This window comes from Pseudobutyrivibrio sp. MD2005 (assembly GCF_000621865.1).
In the GTDB taxonomy this organism is placed as follows: domain Bacteria; phylum Bacillota; class Clostridia; order Lachnospirales; family Lachnospiraceae; genus Pseudobutyrivibrio.
In genome coordinates this window covers 58,861-80,470 of the sequence record NZ_JHXE01000016.1, presented here as the reverse complement: position 1 = coordinate 80,470, position 21,610 = coordinate 58,861, and the positions used below count along the sequence as shown (strand labels likewise).

Annotated in this window: 19 protein-coding genes; all 19 read right to left on the bottom strand. The window is 37.9% G+C overall.

Annotated features, from left to right (window positions below; translation table 11 throughout):
• Positions 1–26 precede the first annotated feature (26 nt).
• The 19 genes from T498_RS0107465 to T498_RS0107375 all read right to left on the bottom strand — a co-directional run bounded on the left by T498_RS0107465 (position 27) and on the right by T498_RS0107375 (position 21,574).
• Entirely contained in the window at positions 27–1,220 is a 1,194-nt protein-coding gene (locus tag T498_RS0107465; protein WP_036978098.1) for a CDP-glycerol glycerophosphotransferase family protein, read from the bottom strand.
• Positions 1,221–1,225: 5 nt separating this feature from the next.
• Complete coding sequence (locus T498_RS0107460; protein ID WP_028235367.1) at positions 1,226–1,696, bottom strand: DUF1919 domain-containing protein; 471 nt, start codon at positions 1,694–1,696, stop codon at positions 1,226–1,228.
• A gap of 6 nt (positions 1,697–1,702) precedes the next feature.
• Complete coding sequence (locus T498_RS0107455; RefSeq protein ID WP_028235366.1) at positions 1,703–2,227, bottom strand: DUF1919 domain-containing protein; 525 nt, start codon at positions 2,225–2,227, stop codon at positions 1,703–1,705.
• Positions 2,228–2,266: 39 nt separating this feature from the next.
• On the bottom strand, positions 2,267–2,689 hold the full coding sequence (locus T498_RS0107450; RefSeq protein WP_028235365.1) for an adenylyltransferase/cytidyltransferase family protein: 423 nt from the start codon (positions 2,687–2,689) through the stop codon (positions 2,267–2,269).
• Positions 2,690–3,029: 340 nt separating this feature from the next.
• Positions 3,030–5,567, bottom strand: a complete 2,538-nt coding sequence (locus T498_RS16890; protein ID WP_197019936.1) for a hypothetical protein — start codon at positions 5,565–5,567, stop codon at positions 3,030–3,032.
• A 23-nt stretch (positions 5,568–5,590) separates the two neighbouring features.
• Positions 5,591–6,577: a Gfo/Idh/MocA family protein gene (locus T498_RS15240; RefSeq protein ID WP_036978096.1), complete on the bottom strand. Its 987-nt coding sequence runs from the start codon at positions 6,575–6,577 to the stop codon at positions 5,591–5,593.
• A 3-nt stretch (positions 6,578–6,580) separates the two neighbouring features.
• Positions 6,581–7,930 (bottom strand): Gfo/Idh/MocA family oxidoreductase, encoded by a 1,350-nt coding sequence (locus T498_RS0107435; protein ID WP_028235364.1) that lies wholly within the window; start codon positions 7,928–7,930, stop codon positions 6,581–6,583.
• A 34-nt stretch (positions 7,931–7,964) separates the two neighbouring features.
• The gene (larB, locus tag T498_RS0107430; protein WP_036978093.1) at positions 7,965–8,642 is read right to left on the bottom strand and encodes a nickel pincer cofactor biosynthesis protein LarB; all 678 of its coding nucleotides are present in this window, start codon (positions 8,640–8,642) and stop codon (positions 7,965–7,967) included.
• A gap of 106 nt (positions 8,643–8,748) precedes the next feature.
• The gene (locus T498_RS0107425) at positions 8,749–9,009 is read right to left on the bottom strand and encodes a DUF1292 domain-containing protein (RefSeq protein ID WP_051524662.1); all 261 of its coding nucleotides are present in this window, start codon (positions 9,007–9,009) and stop codon (positions 8,749–8,751) included.
• A gap of 150 nt (positions 9,010–9,159) precedes the next feature.
• Positions 9,160–10,551 (bottom strand): cache domain-containing sensor histidine kinase, encoded by a 1,392-nt coding sequence (locus tag T498_RS0107420; RefSeq protein WP_028235361.1) that lies wholly within the window; start codon positions 10,549–10,551, stop codon positions 9,160–9,162.
• Positions 10,552–10,670: 119 nt separating this feature from the next.
• Positions 10,671–11,360, bottom strand: a complete 690-nt coding sequence (locus tag T498_RS0107415) for a class I SAM-dependent methyltransferase (protein ID WP_242839216.1) — start codon at positions 11,358–11,360, stop codon at positions 10,671–10,673.
• Position 11,361: 1 nt separating this feature from the next.
• The gene (locus T498_RS0107410) at positions 11,362–12,864 is read right to left on the bottom strand and encodes a nicotinate phosphoribosyltransferase (RefSeq protein ID WP_028235359.1); all 1,503 of its coding nucleotides are present in this window, start codon (positions 12,862–12,864) and stop codon (positions 11,362–11,364) included.
• A gap of 15 nt (positions 12,865–12,879) precedes the next feature.
• Positions 12,880–13,101 (bottom strand): Lar family restriction alleviation protein, encoded by a 222-nt coding sequence (locus T498_RS0107405; protein WP_028235358.1) that lies wholly within the window; start codon positions 13,099–13,101, stop codon positions 12,880–12,882.
• 121 nt (positions 13,102–13,222) lie between these two features.
• Positions 13,223–15,256 (bottom strand): methyl-accepting chemotaxis protein, encoded by a 2,034-nt coding sequence (locus T498_RS0107400; RefSeq protein ID WP_028235357.1) that lies wholly within the window; start codon positions 15,254–15,256, stop codon positions 13,223–13,225.
• A gap of 82 nt (positions 15,257–15,338) precedes the next feature.
• Complete coding sequence (locus T498_RS17230) at positions 15,339–15,581, bottom strand: cysteine-rich small domain-containing protein (protein WP_028235356.1); 243 nt, start codon at positions 15,579–15,581, stop codon at positions 15,339–15,341.
• Positions 15,582–15,671: 90 nt separating this feature from the next.
• Entirely contained in the window at positions 15,672–16,967 is a 1,296-nt protein-coding gene (locus T498_RS0107390; protein WP_028235355.1) for a UDP-N-acetylglucosamine 1-carboxyvinyltransferase, read from the bottom strand.
• An 8-nt stretch (positions 16,968–16,975) separates the two neighbouring features.
• Positions 16,976–18,712, bottom strand: a complete 1,737-nt coding sequence (locus T498_RS0107385; protein ID WP_028235354.1) for an ABC transporter ATP-binding protein — start codon at positions 18,710–18,712, stop codon at positions 16,976–16,978.
• Positions 18,705–20,456, bottom strand: a complete 1,752-nt coding sequence (locus T498_RS0107380; RefSeq protein WP_028235353.1) for an ABC transporter ATP-binding protein — start codon at positions 20,454–20,456, stop codon at positions 18,705–18,707. Before T498_RS0107380 ends, T498_RS0107385 begins: the two co-directional genes overlap by 8 nt.
• A 2-nt stretch (positions 20,457–20,458) precedes the next feature.
• Positions 20,459–21,574: a peptidyl-prolyl cis-trans isomerase gene (locus T498_RS0107375; protein ID WP_028235352.1), complete on the bottom strand. Its 1,116-nt coding sequence runs from the start codon at positions 21,572–21,574 to the stop codon at positions 20,459–20,461.
• Positions 21,575–21,610 lie beyond the last annotated feature (36 nt).

The following is a 21,610-nucleotide window of genomic DNA, read 5'->3' as shown; positions in this document are numbered from 1 at the left end:
TACTTAACAGATTCATTTTCCGCTTCCTAGACTTTTATTTTCTGAAAAATAATATTTACTATTTTCATACTCGCTTTGCCATCTTCACTAACATTATTTTTACTCATAAACAATCCAACTTTATTGTTGTACTTTGCTTCATCAAATCTAGATATATTTTCTTCTAAATCATCATTATTCTCTGCGATATCAAATGGTAAATCCTCTCTCTTCCACATGAATTCTCCACGATTCTCCATATATTCTTTTACATCATCCGCATAAAGCAAAACTGGAATTCCTACAAATGCTGCATCAAAAGCACAGCTTGAATAATCCGTAATTACGATATTAGCTGCTGCCATTATTTCACTCAAATCTGGCATTAAACTAACATCGATTATTCCATCTTTGTTATATAAATCATTTACATCCAGCTTTGCGGATAACTGAGGATGTACTCGTAATAAAATGCGACAATTCTTTTTATATTTCTTCTCAAAAGCTTTGCCCATCCTATTAAAATCAATTGAAAAATCTTCGAGATATACTTTTTTATTGTCTTTCTGCGTTCCCCCACGAAAAGTTGGGGCATATAACACCACATGTTCATTCATATCAATGCCAAGTTTATTTCTCATTAATACGTTATATTCTTCTCTACTGTTAACTAAAATATCTAGCCTTGGGGATCCAACTCTTAATGTTGGACCATTGTATAAAAGTTTTTTAGGATAGACTTTATCACAGTATTCAGAATTCGAAAGTACATAATCTGCTAAATTGGAATCCCATTCACTAACACGTCGTGCTATCTCAGGGAATTTATCCCCTCTAAATAAACCTACTGCCTTGAATCCAATAGTTGCATGCCAAGTCTGTATGTATAACTGATTTTTTCTTTTTAATGTCCCATATGGTTTTCTATAATTATCAATCCACACTTTTGCAGTTGATAAATGATAAACAGTGTTCCACAAATTATCTTTCTTTACTTTTATGTATTCAGGAAATGTTCTTGAGACATCATGAGTAAGCCAAACTAAATCTAATTTTTCCCCTCTTCTATGCAACTCTTCTGCAATGTATTTAGGATTGTCTCCATATCCTCCATCACCCTCGAAGCATGCAAATACTATTTTGTTTTTCTTTACTGGAAGCACCCACATTAGCCTAAATAATAAGCTTAATCTTTTTGCTTTTCGTTCACGTTGCTTCAAATATTTTTCTTCACTATTCAAATCAACTATGCCTTCCTTACTCCTGACTTACTAGCCTCTATTTCATCTAACAATTCACAATACCACCCAATAAAATCAAATCCATATTCTTCCATTGGTAAACCCGTCTCAGAAAAATTTAAATGCATATCCAAAAGATGCTTATCTCTTACGCTAATACCATCTTTATCCGTCATCTTTATAATCCTATACGGATATTCACAATCATCCATCAAATTAAGATAATTATTAGGGATGTCCGCATGAACTCTAGCAACAAATACTAAACGATTCCATTTTATTTTCTTTATAGACTCGTTCCAACAAGTAATACATTTATCCAATTCATCTTTAGGATTATTAACATGTGCAAAATATACTTTCACATCATTTATCTTTCCAACAGGACATACTTCCGAAAAACCGCCTTCACATACCCACAATTCTAAGCCTAATGGCTTAAGCTCAGTTGTTAAATAATACTTAGGATTTAACATTATTTTTTAGTAATCATTTGGTGTTATTCTAATATTTATCGTTGGACTAATACTTTTATCCTTTTGCCATATGTTTGTATAAATCATACTAGCAACACAATCGTTACTAATAATTGTTGGTGCTTCTCGATTTATTATTTTTTTACGTAAATAGCCCAAAACTGCATTTATATCATAATAGTAAGTTCCATCAAATCTTTTTGCCCTTGGAACAAGACATGTAAAATAATTATCATCGTCTCTGTCCAATTCATTTAATTGTAGAACTAAATCAAGTGAATCAAACGGGGTGATAATAAGCCCACACTTTTTTCCTTTATACTCGTTTAAATATTCGACCTTTTCTATCGATTTACCATTTAAATCAATTCCTTTACCACCATGTTTATTATCCAAAAAGCATTCGAATTTAATATTTGCTCGATTCATAAAGCTACTTATTTTTGTACCAAAGTGGCCTGCTCCTACCATAAAGATAAAATCATATTCTAAACTGAAAAACTCTTCTATATCTGTTATTATATTTATCATTTTCTCTCCAATAACGATGATGTACTAAACGGTAATTCCTTACTCCTCACATGCCCTCGGTATTTCAACTCTTAGTCCCGTCGATGAAACGCTAGGTGTATGTGGCAAATAAACCACATCCACATCAAGCTTTGCTAAATCTTCTTCTGTCTTTTTCCAGCGATCATTGCCTTTCCAGTCGTCACCTATAAATACAGCATCAAATTTATGAGCTTTATATATTTCCAACTTATCTAGAGTGTTTGCAATTAATACTTCGTCAACGGCCTTAAGGTTTTTTACTATATCAGCTCTATCATTCTCATTAATAACTGTAGTCTTATGTTTATACTGCTGCACCAACTCATCAGAGTTAATCCCGACAATAAGCCTTTCACATTGCGCCTTAGCGTTGTTTATTAAATTCAAATGTCCAACATGGAACATATCAAAGACCCCTTGTGTATAACCCACTTTATACATTCTACTTTCTCCGTAGTTCCTTTAGCTTTTTTCCTATGATAAAACAAGGCTCCGCACCAATAGGTGCGAAGCCCTTTTTACCCGCTATTTCCTTAACTCCCCACCAAGCATTCAGTTTTAAATGTCTAGCTGTATAGGATGTAGAGTTGCTTAATCCACATAGCTATAATTATGTATTAATTATAGTTAATATCGGAACTATATTCAATTAATTAAACCCCAGAACACATTTTTGTCACATTATTTAACATCATACTCCTCCTATGGACATACCTCAAACTGACGCTACATAGACATCTATTCCTATATAATCCTGTCATTTTGCATGTAAATATTGTACTTACTTCAAATACTCATACACCTTCTCTCCACAATCACCTGTTGCACTTGCATTAATATCAGAAAAAGCCCTAATTTGTAGTTCCTTATCATGCTTGGCTCCATGGATATTATTATCAATTAAGTCTTCCAATGAATTGTACAAACCTTCAAAACAGCAGTATTTCATCCATTCAGAAGGCGAATAATATCCTTCATTTTCATCAAAGATTTCTTCCCTAATAAATTCCCCATAGGCAAATGGTTCAATATCTTTTGACTGAATATCAATATGATACCACTGACGTTTAGGTGAATAGTAATACTTATACTTATCCTCTAAAGCATCTTTAACAAAGTTTCCAATTCCAACATTAGCTACATAGCAATTAAAATCCTTTTGTGTTATTTCAAAAGGACTAACCCATTCTTTTGCTTCTCCCGTTACTGGATTCAATTCAACAAACTTATTTCCCCAATTAGGACTAAAAATCACTCTATCATCCATAACTACTGCATTTGAAAATAATCTATGATTGCTTTTTACTTTTAACCTTCTATCAAGTCCTACCAATCCCTCAACACTAATATCATATTTCTTCTTTTCGCGTGTAGACATGTTAAAGCGCACTACTTCTGTTCCAGCGTATGGGATAAACCATATATTTTCATCATCAATTCTTCTGTTAGCTGCACCTATATATAACCCTTCTAATCCAGTATCAAACGCCTGTACATCTAAAGTAACAATATCTACAGATATCATTTTTCTTCCATCACGGCTTAGGATGAAGAATTTTCCCTTATAGTAGAATTTTACTGCTGGCACTCTTTCCAAATCCGGCATTGTAGCCACATTAAAATCGCTTATATCCTGTAGGTAAAACACCTCTTCTGTTTCCATATTGAAGATTACTAAATCAGGATATCTTTGTGGCCATATAAATGCCATGTGGCCCACTATAGATGTATAGAAAAATGCTCCTGCCCTTTCAATCTTTTTATCTATAGCAATAGTCCTGATTTTTTTGCCTTCCACTACCATAATATCCTGCGCATTTCCAGGAAATAGGTAAAGCTTATTTTTATAGTCAAAAACCATGTTGTAGTATCCACCACCAGAAGGCACAGGAATACTCATAAGAAATCTCATTTTGTCTTCTTGCTGATTTCTCTTATAAATTCTGTTTCCCCTTAGGGTGTAATCTTTGTGCCATGTTCCATCTATTAGTTGTATAGCTTGTGCCCCCACATGGTATTTCCAATCTTCCTTATTTGGTAGTTCATTTATTCGATTATTAAGTATAAATAGAGGTTTTCCAGCCACACCAAAGAGTGATGTTACACTGGTAGCAGCATCTCCAATATACACATCACAAAGTGCTATCGTATCTTCGATATTAGGTGTAGTATCATAAATTCCCCAGTCTTCCCTAATGTATTTATCTCTTATATCTTCATAAATTGGCAAATACTGCGCTCTCATGGACTGAAGTGTTTTCTCAAATAATGGGTGAGGTCTCCATAGCAAGCATACATCTTTTCTATTTCTGAAAATATCAAAAACATATACCATTTTTCGCATGAAAGCCTCTGTATCATCAAGCATTCCATTCAAACTAGTATTATAAAAATATACTTTCTTTCCAGCCATTTTCTGTTTCCATGCTTCGGGTGGTTCTGGCGGATTCATGCATTTTTTTATTGCACTATCAAATTTTGGTGATCCCAAAGGAAGGAATTTTTCCTGCGGAACAATTGGATCAAAGAATCCTCTAAATTTCTCTGACTGAATGACAATATAATCGGCATTCAAATATGAAGGTAATAAAGCTTGGCCTTCGCTCATGTTTCCTGCTGTAGCATAATATGGAATATACACTAAGCAATCTGTATATTTCTTCAATTCTTTAGAGTAAAAGAATGGATGAACACTTGTAACCAAATTACTATCATCATATGGATTATGTATAAAAATCATGTCAGGATGCTCTGCGCCAAAATCAAATGTTTCATAACTTGTTATATGCACATATTCAGGAAAATCATCTCCCTCCCAATACTCAGCTTTTACACTTCCATCAGGATTTTTATCAAAATAAGGTATTGGAATCACTAATGCAGTGCAATTTTCGTCAGCTGCAGCTGCCTGCCACACGCTCTCTAGAGAATCCCACATGCTAGATTTATAAGGTAGAAATACAGCCAGTCGCTGTATAGCAATATCTTCTTTTGAGCTTCTCTCTATCTTATTAACTATTGTATCTAGTCTGAGTTTTGCCGAATTAGCAGATAATCCTTGCTCTGAAAGCACTTCTTCATTTATCTCATATAGTATTTCACAAAACTCTTCTAATACAGATACAGTTTTATGTCCCATACCCTCTTCTTGCTCAATATATGTTCCCAAATCTATAGCTTTCTGTTGGGCAGTCTGAAGGTATTCAGAGGCTTTTGATATATCTGATGCCTTTGAGCTTAATTCAGCAAATACACCCTCGTTAATTTTTCTAAACAATGCAATATAGTTTTCTACTAATTTGAATTTATATTTTCTCATAAAACCCCCAGATTATATTTACTTTATTTTTTATACTCTTCAAAAACACCTGCCATTGCCAAAGAAATCTTTTCTATATCACTTAAGGATTTTCTATCATTAACCTGCTTTATAAATTCCCTAATTTCATATCTGAGCCCATCGCCTTTTAGCTCATTGTCATACGATAATATCTTATTAGGGTCTTCAAAATGTACTTCATAGTGTTTTGTAAGCCACCAAGGTGCTGGAACCACTATATATCCCTTAGTTCCTGAAATAATCAAGCTCCCCTCGCTCTTTACACCAATCCCTGTGGCAGCTTCCCCAAAATTATTTTCATACTCAAAATCTGCAACTGTAAATATATCTACTCCATCTTCAGATTTAATAGTTTTAAATGATACTTTTTTGTAATTCGTCCCCAACAAACTAAACACAGCTAGCATTCCATAGCTTCCTAGTTCAATAAAACTTCCTGCCGCATCCTTATCTGTATACTCTCGGCCATCCTTATCAACTAATTTTGTAAATGTGGCTCTTACATGAACAATATCTCCTATAACCCCAGATTTAGCAGTCTCTATTAAGCTTTTAAAGCCAGGCATATAAGCTGTTTTTAAGCCTTCCATAAGTACCAGGCCTTTTTCTTTTGCAGTCCCCAAAATCACTTTTATATCTTCTTTTTTTAGCGCCATCGGCTTCTCACACAACACATGTTTGCCGTGCGATAGAGCCTCTATCGTATATTCGATATGAGTCGCGTGTGGGGATGCAATATATACCGCATCAATCTTATTCCATACATCTTCTAATTCACTATGCGCTTCTGGAATGGGATATCTGCTAAGCCCGTTTACAGCAGTTGGCACATCCTCAGCTATCTCATCCTGCAACCTAGCCACGAATTCTTTGGCTCTAATTCCATGTGGATTATAAACGCAAGAAACTGAAGCACCCTCTACGTGCTCCAGCTCCTTTATAAATCGCTTTGCAATTCTTCCAGTTCCAATAATTCCAAATCTAATCAAAGTCTACTCTCCTTGAATCTGTTTTCTTTGTTCCATAAACTTTTCAATAACTCTCGCCATTGCTCTTGATTCTCCAGCTGTGAGCTTATATTCTTTTCCATTTGTATCTTTTATCTTAGATATGAATTCTGATATTTCATATCTAAAGCCACCACCTTGGAATTCGGCTCTATGCCTCTCTATTCGATTTGGATCTTCATATCTCACCTCAAAGCTATCCGCCAGCCACCAAGGTGAAGAAACTAAAATATACCCCTTAGTTCCTGAAATAATTAAATGTCCTTCTGTTTTTACCCCTGCTCCAGCTTTAGCTGTAGCAATACATCCATCGTACTTAAATCTTGCCTCCGTATATATATCTATTTTATTCTCGCCAAGAATAGAATCGATTTCTACATCATTATAATCGACACCTAGCAACTTAAATATTGGAAGCATTCCATAGCTTCCGTACTCAAGAAAGGCACCACTATATTTATAGTCACATTGTTCTCTTGACCCAATTTGAGGTAATCTAGAAAAACATGCCTCTATACTGCAGATTTTTCCTATTGTTCCATCCTTTGCAGTTGAAAGAATCTGTTGAAAAACTGGAAGATAAGCCGCTCTGATACCCTCCATCAGCTTTAATCCTTTGCTTTTCGCCATGTCATAAAGCTCTTTAGCCTCATCGTAAGTAAATGTCATTGGCTTCTCACACAACACGTGCTTTCCAGCTTCCAAGCCTTTTCTAACATAATCTGCGTGCGTCTCATTAGGTGATGCTACATACAACGCATCTACTTTATCTAAGAATGTATCAAAATCATCTACATATGTAGGCAACTGATATGTGTCATTAAACTCTTTTGCTGATTCGACATCTGGGTTATATGCCGCTACTACTTCTGCACCAGAAACATAACTTGACTCTTCAAAGAATCTAGGCGCAACACGGCCTGTTCCAATTATTCCTATTCTTACAACTGTGCCAATTTCTCTTCTAATTAAAGATGAGGAAATATCTGGTGTACGCTCAAGATACACGACTTTACAGTATGCATTAAGATAGTCAAACTTACCTGTCCAATCTGATCCAACTGTGAATATATCGCAGTCATACTTCTGAATATCCTCGATTTTTTGACCATCATGATCTTCAACTATGATTTCATCAGCAAAACCTGTAGCTTTTACATTCTCGATTCTAGTCATAATTGGATCTACTAGATTCAGCTTTCCTCGCATAGTGTCAAAGTGCTCCGTTGTAACACCTACGATTAGATAGTCGCCTAATGCTTTAGCTCTTTTTAATAGCTTATAATGTCCCTCATGAAATAAATCGAAAGAACCATAAGTAATGACCTTTTTCATACCTCGCCCCCACAATTCAATCACTATATAATTCTTATTCCCTACCTTCTCCTCCAAACACAGCCAACCTATTTATCTGCGTTGCAATATAGCCCGCCCCATATCCATTGTCTATATTAACCACGGAGATTCCGTTAGCGCATGAATTAATCATTGTAAGCAACGCTGATATGCCACCCATGTTGGCCCCATATCCAACACTGGTAGGAACAGCAATTACCGGCACTTTTACGAGACCGCCTACGACAGATGCCAGTGCGCCTTCCATGCCTGCTACTGCTACCACGCAATTAGCGCTGTTTAATGTATCGACGTTTGAAAGTAATCTGTGTATACCGCTAACCCCTGCATCGTATATACGATTTACTTTACCGCCAAAGTACTCTGCTGTTTGTGCAGCTTCTTCGGCAACTGGAATATCTGCTGTGCCAGCTGTTACCACAGCTATTTCCCCAACAAGCTCTGGTGCTGCCGCATCCTCTGATACTACCTTTAAGATTCTGCTGACACTATCGTACTGGGCGTTTGGAAGCGCCGCCTTTACTATTTCATATTGATGTTCGGTAGCTCTGGTACCAAATACCTGGCCTTCAGCTTCGTACATCTTTTTATATATTCCAACCAGAAAATCATCTGGCTTACTCTCACAAAATATCACTTCAGGAAAGCCTGTGCGATTTTTTCGGTCGTGATCTAGTTTTGCAAATTCCATACAGCTTCCCTCCATGTTGATAAAAGGACAATCCGTCCATATATATTAATTATAATTGAAATGACTGAAAATAAAAAGAACCAGTAAAAACTGGTCCTTTCGAGTCTTAAATCATATCCATATATGCTTCTGCAACTCTATTGTAGTCGATTTGGTTGGTGATTTTTTCTACCTTGAAATCATCCTCATCTACCTTAACTCTATAGATGAAACATCCCTCATCGCTAACTGTGTCGCCTTCAACAAGTGCCGCAGCTACATATCCTTTGTTTTCAAATTCAAATTGATCTATAACTGCCATTTCGACTTCGTGGCCATCCTTTGTATTAACCACAAATGTAATGTACTCTTTAAATTCATTGTCCATAGCTGGGACCCTCCTTTTCGGATTCACTTCTTCCCTTTCTGTGTCAACATTGTACATTATAAATGTGTAGAGAATAAGCATAAAGTATGACTTTTTGCTGTCCAAACAATGAAATTATCAGCAAAAATCTACATTTTAGCGGATACGCTTCTAATCTTTTTGACCAGTTGGGACCGTAATAAATTTGGATGTTTTGTCCATAAGAGCGTTGGCCTCATAGGACAGCTCTTCGAACACGGATCTCATTTCCTCTAAGTCACTTGTTTCATTAATTCCCATTGCAAAGCTTTGTAAATTGATTGCTGAGAATTGAATATCACTGATTATATCATTAAATGTGTTCTTTATAGAATTAACTGAAGTTGCAATCTCATTTAATTCTCCAGGTAAATCGTCAATATCTTCAACCGCAAGATTGCCCTTTTCCATTTCGGCAAGGACGTATTTCTGCTCATGAATGATATCCGATAGCATTGCCAGGCAAATAGCCAGCTTGTTCTGCAAATCGCCAATTTCATCATCTGCAGTAGCGAAATTAATCTGTGTTGTAAAATCGCCTTTTACGACTCTATCCATTGCCGGCTCAATATTATCAAGTGGTTTCAGCACTTTGCGTACTGTGTATTGGATATCGATTAGCGCTAACAAAACGCAAATCACTGCCACTATGAAACTAAGTCTGATTCCCTTATCTACATGTGACAAGAAACTTGCCTCTGGGTAAGCCACTGTAACTATCCAGTTGCTACCCTCCAGCTTAACTGCTGAATACACCATGTTCTTGCCAGTATAATCTTTTGCTTTTACATAATCAGCATCTATATTATCAATTACTATCTTTAATTCCGGCATAACTTCTATGGCAGAAGTTATTTTTTCTGAAGTAGGATTATAGTCTGAATTAGGATGAACTATTATGTTTCCATTGCTATCTAACAGGAAGCCATATGAGCCTTCCTCAAAATCGATAGTAGACATAAAGCTTTGAATGCTTTCGATATCTGCATCTACAGCAACTACGCCTACAAGTTCTGAGCCCCAATATACTGGTGTTGCTATGGTAACCATCATAACATCTGGCCTTGTGGCACTTGAATAAGGATCAATGACAACAGTATGTCCAGCTTCTGCGGCCTTTTTGTACCAGCCTCTTTCTCTAGGGTCAACGCCTGGTGCAAAATCTACTCCGCGTGCCATAGTCATGTTGCCAAGTCTATCTGAAAAATATACATAGAAAAATTCAGGATGATTAAGGGCTACTCTATCTACAACGGCACGTACTGTTACCTGGTTCAAATCACCTAAAGCTGTAAGGGTACTAGCCATATCCTCTGTAACAGTTCCCATGTCCTCTAGCCAGTTATCTACCTTATTGGCGCTGACTTGCGTGGCAAGCTCCAGCTTTGTTTCCTGCTGCTCCACGATACGCTTAGACAAGTAAATTACATTTACAATTGTCATAATGCTCACAGTAACTACAAGGGCTAGCATAACATGTCGCGTGATTCGACTTTTAACGGTTGTACGTTTATTTTTCATCATAAACTTCCCTCTTCAACTAAAAATCCACACTTCTAGTGGTAATTTCTATGATATTACATAAATGAGGGTATTCCGTGAACAAAGATTGCCATTTGATGAATTATGTTCGTTTCGTTCATTTATTTTGCGAAGACCATGCAATCGTAGCGGATAGCCTTTCCTTCGAGGCTGTAGCTAGGCTTTTTGCCGGCTAAATAAGGGCCCTTTAAAGGACGCTTTATTACTATTCTTTTTGGCTTTGCCAGCTGCGCTGCCTCAAGCAGCTCATCCTCATTTGAACAAGGACTTTCCAGCCTTTGAAGCAACTGAAACTTCTTTTTTATCAGCGCACTCTTTTGTCTCTCAGGAAACATTGGGTCAAGAAGCACGATATCTGGCTCATAGGAAAGCTCCTTCATGGCCTGCACGCTATCCTGAGATATTAGAGTCATTCTTCCCACTGCCGCTTTAAGCTCAGGTATTTCTGCAGCTCTGTCCATACAATCCTGCAGAAGAAGTGCAATCACCTCATCGAATTCGTAAAGGCGCACTTCAAAGCCTGCTGCTGCAAGAATCAGCGAATCCTCTCCAAATCCAGCTGTAGCATCGATGAGAGTCTGTGGCATTGGCTGCCCCTTTATCCTGGCGGCCTTCACCAGCATCTCGCGCTCCAGGTTGCTCTTTTTAAGTCTAGGCAGCATTTCTCTAAAATCTGCCATTATAGAAAGCTCGCCATCAGTAAGGCTGAGCCCCTCCTCCTTTTGGATCAGGGCCAGCCCTCTTTCTGCGAGCTTTTTGTTGTACATCTCAATCTGTTCTGATAAAACCAATTTACTTATCCTCGTTGCGAAGAAGTTCCATCTTCATGTTGTAGTAAGCAGGAGTCATATCCAAATAATGCTTGTGTGGATTCTCGAAACGCTGCTCCTCAGGCCATACACTAGAGCTCAACTGCTCCTGTACTCTGGCTCTGATTGTCTGCATATCCTCATCCTCACATGCAGGCTCACCCTTGATGATGAGTGGCTTCTGCAAGAGCTCTGCTGTGCAGCCTTCAAAGATGTGTGTGCTCTTCCATGGCTGCTCTGGATCTACGAATCTGTAGCCGCCCTCAACACTCATATCAACTGTCTCACCCTTAATTGCTAGTAAGTCTGCAACGGCTCTACCGCTCTCGTCCTTGATTCTATATACATCCTTGAGACCAGGGTTAGTTATCTTTTCAACAGTCTCAGAAATCTTGATTTTTGGAATAGTCTCACCTGTCTTGGCATTAGTAACAGCGCAAAGCTTGTAAACTGCACCAAACACTGGCTCAGACTTTGCAGTGATTAATCTCTCACCAACGCCGAAGGAATTAACTTGTCCACCCTGCTGCAGGATAGATGTGATTGTGTACTCATCAAGTGAGTTGCTTACGATGATTTTAGCATCTTTAAAGCCAGCATCATCAAGCATCTTTCTTGCCTTCTTTGTAAGATAAGCCAAGTCACCAGAATCAATTCTGATACCATAGCTCTTTGACTCTATGCCTGCGTCCTTCATCTCCTGGAATACCTTGATTGCATTAGGCACGCCAGACTTAAGAACATTATATGTATCTACAAGCAAAATGCAGTTATTTGGATAGCTCTTTGCAAAGCTTCTGAATGCTGCAAGCTCAGATGTACGATAATCGTTATCATCAGATGTAAAATACATTACATAGCTGTGAGCCATTGTTCCACCAATTGGAATGTTGAAATACTGGCCTGCAGATACAGTTGCTGTACCGCTTGCGCCGCCGATGTAAGCAGCTCTCGCGCCATAAATTGCTGCATCGTTATTGTGAGCACGTCTTGCACCGAAGTCTGAAACAGCACGGCCAGCTGCTGCACGAACAATTCTGCTTGCCTTTGTAGCTATAAGAGACTGATGATTCACCTGTGCAAGAATCTCGGTCTCAACAAGCTGAGCCTCGATGATTGGCGCTGTAACAGTGATGATTGGCTCATTAGGATACATGATTGTACCCTCTGGAAATGCATCCACATCACCTGTAAATTTGAAATCCTTAAGGTATGCAAGGAAATCCTCTGTAAAATGCCCAACGCTTCTTAGGTATTCGATATCCTCATCTGTAAAATGTAGGTTAAGCAGATAATCCTTAACCTGCTGAAGACCTGCAAAAATTGCAAATCCGCCCCCATCTGGATTCTTTCTATAGAACACGTCAAAACTAACCCTTGTGTTATTGTTGATAGTAGGGTCGTTAAAATACGCATTAGCCATAGTAAGCTCGTATTCATCCATCATCATTGTAAGATTACGGGCTTTATCCTGAGTCTGTTTCATAATATCCCCTTCTTTCTACTCTCCTGGAGCGCTGTTGATTACCTTTCCAGTGTTCCAAAGCATTGCTGATTTCTCAGCAGCTTCAAGCTTTCCATCTTCATTCTTGTAGCCAACTGTTCCTGTGTAGCTACCACAATCTAAACAAGCTACATAAAAGCCCCTGTCCTCTTCCTCGAGGAGACCTGCGCCGCCGCAGATAGGACAATCATGTAATTCAATCTTTTCTGAAATATCCATTACAAAACTCCTTAACTAAAATCCGATAAAAAGGGGTGCAGCATTTGCTACACCCCTGCTACCGTTTTCTATTGTACACGTTTTCTGACTATAATGCCACCTATCAAAGCATTAGCATTACTTAAAAATCAGACTCAATCTTGAACTTAGCAAGCTCATCATTGATTGCAAGTGCAGAATCTGAAACTGAATTAGCAACATCTTCTACGCCCTGGCTCTCTGTCGCAATATGATTTGCGCTCTCTGTAAGTGTATAGATTGTAGCTGTGATTTCTTCTGAGCTTGCTGACTGCTCCTCAGAAATTGCTGCTACAGATGAAGCGATGTCGTTTACTTCGCCCATCATGTGAATCATATCCTGCATTACAGCTGCTGCAGAGTTAAGGTCTTCGTAAATCTTGCTGAAGCTTGTTCCAGCCTTCTCTACAACCTCACCACTTGCATTGATTGATTCCATATTGTTCTGAGATTTATCTGCCAAATCAGAGATAAGACCTGTAATCTGACGAATGATATCTCCAATCTCCTTAGCTGCATCCTGTGAATTCTGTGCAAGCTTTCCGATTTCGTCAGCAACAACCGCAAATCCCTTACCAGCTTCACCTGCACGAGCTGCCTCAATAGAAGCATTGAGAGAAAGAAGATTTGTCTGCTCTGCAATAGAGTCAATCATCTGAACAATATCTGTAATCTGCTTAGCAGATTCGCCAACTGTTACTACAACGTCGTTCATCTCACTCATAGATTCATTGATGTTATCCATGCTGCGCTGAACTTCTGTCATATCTTCCTGACCAATCTTTGCCTGATCTACTAGGGCAATCATTGTCTCATTTGTGCTATTTCCATTATCTGTCAAATCAGAAACTGCATGGGCAAGATTTGTTGCATTTTCAGCAAGCTCTCCAACAGCATTTGAAATGTCGTCCATTGTTTCCTGAATCTGTCCCATTGATACTGACTGATCTCCAGCCTCAGTGCTCATCTGGCTAGATGCTGTCTTAGAACTTTCAGAATCCTGCTGCAACTGCTCAGCTCTACCTTGGATAGAACCAATTGCGCCGTTCATTATCTGAACGAATTTTGTCATTTCATTACTGATAAGACCAATCTCATCGCCCTTATCTTCTGGCATCTTTGTAGTAAAGTCACCATCAGAAATCTTAAGAATACTCTGTGATAAACCACTAACTGGCTTTGTAATTACTTTCTTTACAGTGACAAGTAGGGCAAATACTATAACTACAAGTACTAGAAGCAAAGCCACCATAGATAGAATAAGTACACGATTTGATTCAGCTAGTACATCTTTTACTGATACTGCTGATAGTAAGTGCCATGGTGTACCAGGTATTGGTGTTGAATATACATAAAAATCGCCTACACCTGGATTATTGAGCTTTACGCAATCAGTAGAATTTGTATCCATGTATGCTTTTGCGTCTATAAGCATCTTATCATTAGAATCAGATACCTTTGTTCCATTTAATGATGGATCTGTATAGCAAATGATGTCATCACCGCTTAATACGATTGACATACCAGTTTTCATTGGAGTGAGGGCTGATACGTCATCCTGAAGCTGTGTTAAAAATACATCATAAGCAGCTACACCAAACATACCATTAGCACAATCAACAGACCTTACGTAAGTAACGCACATCTGGTTTGTTGCAGCATCAATATAAGGTTCTGTACAGATAAATTCTTTTGTATCTTTACCTTCTGCATACCAACCACGCTCTGAAGCCTTCCAGTCAGGCGCCTGTACTGTATCGTTAGCAAAGAAATATGTATCATCAGAAAAACCTACATAAAGTCCAGTATTGTCAATTGCATCATAATCAGCTGATGGCTTACAATACTCGTACATTGCATGCTGATCCTCGAAATAAACTCTTTCAAGAGTATTGCAGTACATATCAAACTGTGCTGTCATCATCTCAAAATTAGAGCCCAATTCTGCAGCATTTGCTCTTGTTTCTGCCTCCAAATCCATTAAAGACAGCTCCGTCATTACCTTGCTCGAACTACTAGCAATAAAAATCATAATTACGGTAATACCAACAATGATGATTGGCAAAAGCGTACATAGTAATGTTTTTCCTATACTACGTTTAACTTTTGTCGTTGTAACATTTGAATTTTTCGCCATGACGCCCCTCCTATAATCTGCAGATTCTTCTGCATTTATCGCTTAGTTTGTTTCATCATAGCTCAAAATTGTTACTTTTCTGTTAATTTATCTCGCTTCGTAATTTTTTCACTATTTCTTCATAATTATCTTTTATGTGAGGACGCAAACAATTAACGCAGGATTTCACTCCCTTTTCCGTTATATAAAAATTGCCTCCGCAATTTTCTCCCAAGTGATAGAGTGGACAATAGCAAAAGAGACAGTTGAACTCCTCTAGCTTATCTGTCTTATGACATGGAAAATATTCACATTCTTTATTTTGAAAAAACTTATAATGCTCCATGCTCTTTCTCCTTTCACCCAATACTATGTCTTCATATTATCACAAAATAAAAGAGCTTTCGAAGCATTACGCTTTGAAAGCTCTTGTTTTCTATGATACTTTTAATTTGAATTTCTGAAGCTCGTGCTCTGAGTCAACTTCTGCAAATGTTGCACCAAGCTTAGTAAATTTACCAACTATATCTTCGTATCCACGCTGGATGAACTTAATGTCATCAATAACTGTGATTCCATCAGCTGCAAGGCCTGCAATAATAAGTGCTGCGCCTGCTCTAAGATCTGGTGCTGTAACCTGAGCACCTGTGTATCTTTCAACACCAGTAACAATCGCTACTGTGCCTTCTACCTTAATAGTAGCTCCCATTCGGGCAAGCTCATCTACGTATTTGAAACGATTCTCAAAAATAGATTCGGAAACTGTACTTGTTCCTTCTGCGATTGCAAGAACCGCTGTTATCTCAGGCTGCATATCTGTTGGAAAACCTGGATAAGGCAATGTAGTAACGTGTGTGCTAGAAAGCTTTCGGCCCTTAGCAATTACTCTAACTGCATCATCGTATTCCTCAATAACACAACCAGCCTCGATAAGCTTAGCTGAAGTAGCCTCTAAGTGCTTTGGAATAACATTCTTAACAAGAACATCACCGTGAGTAGCTGCAGCTGCACACATATAAGTACCAGCTTCAATCTGATCTGGGATAACTGCATATGTTGTGCCATGTAGCTTTGAAACACCAACGATACGAATAACGTCTGTACCGGCTCCACGGATATTAGCACCCATACTGTTAAGGAATGATGCTACGTCTACCACGTGTGGCTCTTTAGCTGCATTTTCTATAGTAGTCTTTCCTTCGGCAAGAACCGCTGCAAGCATGATATTGATAGTTGCACCAACAGAAACTTTATCAAGATAGATATGATTTCCCGCAAGTCTATCAGCTCTTGCAGACCAAAGACCATAAGAAACATCTACATTTGCTCCAAGAGCCTTAAGGCCCTTAACGTGCAAATCGATTGGTCTTGATCCAATAAGGCATCCTCCAGGAAGAGCTACCTCTGCACTTTTATATTTTCCCAGTAACGCACCCATTAAATAGTAAGATGCACGGATTTTTTTAATGTATTCGTAATCTACCGAAAGTCGTGTGATGCTAGAACCAGTAATCTTTACTGTGTGCTCATCAACTCTATCCACTGAAGCACCAATATCTTCAATAGCACCAATCAAAACATTGATATCTTTTACATTTGGTAGATTTTCAATTGTAACAGTCTCATCTGTCATTATGGCTCCAGCCAATATACCTAAGGCTGCATTTTTGGCACCACTAATCTCTACCTCTCCAGAGAGAGCTGTGCCGCCCTTAATTACATACTGCTCCATTTTTTCTCCTAATCTAATTGACTCTGATATAATTTAGCATAAAAGCCATCTTTCTGCAACAACTCTCTGTGACTTCCTTGTTCTACAATAGAACCATCTTTTACAAACAATATTACATCGGCTTCTCTGATAGTTGAAAGTCTGTGGGCTACAATAAATGTAGTTCTGCCTTTCATCATTTTATTAAATGCAGCTTGAATTTCCTGCTCTGTCCTGGTATCAATTGAACTGGTTGCTTCATCTAATATAAGCATAGGTGGAATGTTAAGCATTACTCTTGTTATACACAAAAGCTGCATTTGTCCCTGTGACAACGCAGTGCCTTCCCACGACAAAATCGATTCATAACTATATGGCATTTTTCTTATGAAGCTATCTGCATGAGTTGCTTTTGCCGCTTCCACTATTTCTGCATTTGTGGCATCAAAATTCGCCATCTTTAAATTATCTTTTATAGATGCATTCTTTAGCCATGTTTCCTGAAGCACCATTCCAAAACTTTGGCGCAGCTCTTCCAGTGGTATGTCTCTTATATCAATGCCATCAATTAAAATCTGACCTGCATCTATGTCATAAAATCGCATAAGTAAATTTATAATAGTACTCTTACCTGCACCTGTTGGACCAACAATAGCTATTCTTTGTCCACTTTCTACAGTTAAGTTCAAATGTTCAATCAGGGTTTTATTTTTAACGTATGAGAAGGATACATCCTTAAACTCAATTTTGCCCTTTATTTCGCCTAAGGTCTTCTTTCCATTATCTACTTCTACTTCAGCATCTATCATTTCAAATAGTCTGGCTGCACAAGCAAGTGCATTTTGAAATTCAGTGATTACATCCGATATTTCATTAAATGGCTTTGCATATGTACTAGAATATGAAAGGAAGCTGGTAAGACCTCCGACTGTGATTCCGCCACCAATAGACATAAGCGCACCAACAACACCTACTGCTGCGTAAATAATATTGTTTACAAGACGTGTGCTTGGATTAACAATCGATGAATAAAAGGTAGCTTTTAGAGAAGCATCTCTAAGGCTATTGTTCATAGCATCAAATTCATTCTCTGCGAGAGATTCATAATTCATGCTTCTTACAATATCTTTACCAACAATCATCTCTTCTATATAAGAAGTTTCTGTTCCGCGAAGTCTTGCCTGATCACCAAAATATTTATATGTTCTTTCTGATATAAACTTAGCAAGTAAAAGAGATGCAGGTGTAGCTACAATAACGATAAGTGCTATTACCCAAGATATTCTTACCATGAAATATATAGTTCCTAAAACAGTAAGAACTCCAGTGAAAAACTGAGTAAAGCCAAGTAACAATCCGTCTGTAAATGTATCTACATCAGATACTATCCTACTAACAAAATCTCCATGTGGATGTGAATCGATTGTAGCAAGCTTCATATTCTGCATTTTTGAAAAAGCTCTATCCCTAAGATTCTTTGCCACATTGTAAGTGATATTATTGTTGATCCTATTCATTATAAACTGAGTGAAGAATGTAAGGGCAATCAAAACACTCATTTCTTTTAAATAAGATTCCAACAAATTGTAATCAATATGTCCTGGACCAATAATACAGTCTACCGCCCTACCAGTGAGGATAGGGATTCTTAATGTAAGATAAACTGTAGCGCAGGCACACAGCAATGATAAAGAAACCAACGCTGCATAGGATTTAAGTTCTATTAAAACACGATTTAATATCGTTCTTTGAGAGGATTTATTCATTTGATGCCTCCTCTCTAGGATACTGACAATAATATATCTCCTGGTACGTCTCACAGTTCTTTATCAAAGTATCATGTGAACCAAGTCCTACACACTTGCCATCCTCTAACACTAATATCTGATCAGCCTCCATTACTGAAGATGCTCGCTGCGATACGATTATAATAGTAGGATTCCAATCTAGATTTAATAATTCATTTCTGAGCTTTTTCTCTGTAGCAAGATCTAGAGCACTTGCCGCATCATCTAATACTAATATCTGTGGTTTACCAATCAATGCTCTTGCGATAGTAAGTCGCTGTCTTTGGCCTCCAGAGAAATTAGCCCCCTTGGCCTTAACCTCTGCATCAAGTCCGCCTTCTTTTGCTTCCACAAAATCAAGCGCTTGCGCTATATTTAAAGCTGATTTAATTTCGCACTCGTCAGGATTTTTCCCATTCATTTCCAGGTTACTTCTTATTGTTCCACTGAACAGAAATGCTTTCTGAGGTACAATACCAAACATATCTGCCAAGTAGCTGTCATCAAATGATTTTACATTCTGACCACCTATTTCTATAGTGCCCTCTGTCACATCATAGGTGTGATTTAGCAATTTAAGCAAAGTACTTTTTCCTGAACCTGTTCCTCCGATAATTCCAAGTACTGAACCTGCTGGAATTTCCACATTAATATTTTCAAGGTCCATTTCTCCAGCGCCATGATAGCTGTATGATACATTCTTTAATGAAATCTCTTTAGCATTGCACGAACCGCCTATTATTAATTCGTCATTTAATAATGACATTTTCTCTCGTTCATCAGACTTAATCTCCATAAGCTCTTGTACACGACCTACAGATGGAAATGCTTTCATCAAAATCACAATAAGGTTTGCAAGTTTGATAAGCTCAACTAAGATGGAACTCATATAGTTTACAAGAGCCACCACATCACCTTGCAAAATGAATCCGCCATCCACTCTTTTTGTTGCGACATATATCAGAGAAACTATTCCCAAGTTTACTGCAACATAAGTGACAGGGTTTAATAGAGCAGACACCTTTCCGGTGTTAATCTGCATAGCCGCTAATTTAGCTGTCCTCTTTTCAAACTCTGCTTTCTCTTCATCTACCTGACAAAAAGCTCTTAATACTCTTGAGCCTTCTAAGTTTTCAGAAGTAGCATGTAATACTTTTTCCATTCTGGCAGCTATGTTTTTGTATCTTGGTAAAGTGTATCTCATTACTAAAAATACAATAATACTCAGTGCTAAAACTACCAATATAAAAATAAATGCTGATTTAACATCAACAATAAACGACATTACTATCGCACCTCCAACTATAAATGGAGATCTTAGGAACAATCTCAGCACTCTATTAATGGCATTTTGAATCTGATTAATATCGTTTGTGATTCTGGTTGTTAATACTTCATCGCCTATGCTTTCTTTTGTGCCCTGAGATAGAGACATGATTTTAACAAACACATCTCTTCTTAGGTCTGCCGCTGTATATACTGCAACATACGCACTAAAATACTGTGCTGTTATGGAAAACATCAAACCTACTACAGCTAGAAATAATAAAACCCCACTCATCTTGATGATGTAGTGGGTATCTGAGCTTGCTATACCCTTGTTAATAATGGATGCCATAACAAGTGGTACAAAAAGCTCAAATATCGCCTCTAACATTTTGAATAGTGGGGCTAGTATTGCTCTTATTTTATAATTTTTAATGTATTTTAAAATGAAATTCATATTTACTCTGCTTCTGTTTCTTCAGCTGTTGCATCTGTATCTTCAGATGTTTCTGCTGTATCATCTTCTGCTGTAGTATCTGTTGTTGTATCTGTTGTTTCTTCTACCTCAGGTGCCTTGAATAACTTGTTACCAAATTCAACCTTTGCCCAAGCCTTTTCATCAACAGTCCATGTGATTGCTGCTTTCCATGTCTCCATGAGCTTATCAAATGCCTCTGACTGTAATGACTCACGCTTTTGCTGTGAAGCTGTCTCGTCATGATCAGAATCAAGACGAATTACGTAATATCCAACACCATCTACTTCGATGACATCTGATACATCACCCTCTGAAAGAGACTCAGCAGCTGTGATGATTGACATATCCATTGTGTCATCTTCTGTCTCACCCTTTAAGTATGAAAAAGTCTGACCTTGAACTCCAAGTTCTTCAACGGTTGCATCAAAATCCTTTGCTTCAGCAAGCTGCTCTGCCTGTGCCTTCATATCAGCGATTTCATCTTCTGTGTATTCTACAACAGCTCCTGTCTCATCTGTCTTTCCTGTAGTATCAAATGCAACATATGTAAATGTACGCATCCAGCAATCTTCATCTTTAATATCTGCATCTGCTGCTTCTTTTGCTGCTGCAGAAACTAATGAATAGTATGTATTGTACTCAAGATACTGCTTAACATATTCTTCTGTAGCACCCATAACATCAAGGCTCTCTTTAGCATTTGCTGACATAAAAGCTGCGGCAGCATCTGCTATTGCTGTGTTTTGCTCATCTGTAAGTGTTATGCCGTAATCATTTGCGTGAAGCTTAGCTAAATACTGCTCTTCGATATCTGTCATAACACCTTCTTTTGTATCATCTTCAAGAGTTGAGCCTGTACCAGACATATCTGAAGACCACATGCTTTCACCGTAGTAACCAAGTAAGAACTGGTCATATCTAGATTGTTGATATTTAGCGGCGAAATTTCCATATCCAAGTGTAATGGTATCCTTTGAACCATCACCTGTATTTATTGTAACGAGTGTAGCATCTGGATTAAGCTTGCCACATCCTGTAAATAACACTGTAGCTGCTACAGCTGCCATTCCAACTGATTTAACTCTTAAAGTATTCATTATTCTATCCTCCTGGGCCTCAAACCCATATTTTGT

What these genes read in the sequence shown, in the direction of transcription:
- T498_RS16890 (WP_197019936.1), bottom strand. Translation starts at nt 5,567, where the DNA reads ATGAGAAAATATAAATTCAAATTAGTAGAAAACTATATTGCATTGTTT.
- T498_RS0107455 (WP_028235366.1), bottom strand. Translation starts at nt 2,227, where the DNA reads ATGATAAATATAATAACAGATATAGAAGAGTTTTTCAGTTTAGAATAT.
- T498_RS0107400 (WP_028235357.1), bottom strand. Translation starts at nt 15,256, where the DNA reads ATGGCGAAAAATTCAAATGTTACAACGACAAAAGTTAAACGTAGTATA.
- T498_RS0107460 (WP_028235367.1), bottom strand. Translation starts at nt 1,696, where the DNA reads ATGTTAAATCCTAAGTATTATTTAACAACTGAGCTTAAGCCATTAGGC.
- T498_RS17230 (WP_028235356.1), bottom strand. Translation starts at nt 15,581, where the DNA reads ATGGAGCATTATAAGTTTTTTCAAAATAAAGAATGTGAATATTTTCCA.
- T498_RS0107425 (WP_051524662.1), bottom strand. Translation starts at nt 9,009, where the DNA reads ATGGACAATGAATTTAAAGAGTACATTACATTTGTGGTTAATACAAAG.
- T498_RS0107420 (WP_028235361.1), bottom strand. Translation starts at nt 10,551, where the DNA reads ATGATGAAAAATAAACGTACAACCGTTAAAAGTCGAATCACGCGACAT.
- T498_RS0107375 (WP_028235352.1), bottom strand. Translation starts at nt 21,574, where the DNA reads ATGAATACTTTAAGAGTTAAATCAGTTGGAATGGCAGCTGTAGCAGCT.
- T498_RS0107410 (WP_028235359.1), bottom strand. Translation starts at nt 12,864, where the DNA reads ATGAAACAGACTCAGGATAAAGCCCGTAATCTTACAATGATGATGGAT.
- T498_RS0107385 (WP_028235354.1), bottom strand. Translation starts at nt 18,712, where the DNA reads ATGAATAAATCCTCTCAAAGAACGATATTAAATCGTGTTTTAATAGAA.
- T498_RS0107435 (WP_028235364.1), bottom strand. Translation starts at nt 7,930, where the DNA reads ATGAAAAAGGTCATTACTTATGGTTCTTTCGATTTATTTCATGAGGGA.
- T498_RS0107380 (WP_028235353.1), bottom strand. Translation starts at nt 20,456, where the DNA reads ATGAATTTCATTTTAAAATACATTAAAAATTATAAAATAAGAGCAATA.
- T498_RS0107390 (WP_028235355.1), bottom strand. Translation starts at nt 16,967, where the DNA reads ATGGAGCAGTATGTAATTAAGGGCGGCACAGCTCTCTCTGGAGAGGTA.
- T498_RS0107405 (WP_028235358.1), bottom strand. Translation starts at nt 13,101, where the DNA reads ATGGATATTTCAGAAAAGATTGAATTACATGATTGTCCTATCTGCGGC.
- larB (WP_036978093.1), bottom strand. Translation starts at nt 8,642, where the DNA reads ATGGAATTTGCAAAACTAGATCACGACCGAAAAAATCGCACAGGCTTT.
- T498_RS0107450 (WP_028235365.1), bottom strand. Translation starts at nt 2,689, where the DNA reads ATGTATAAAGTGGGTTATACACAAGGGGTCTTTGATATGTTCCATGTT.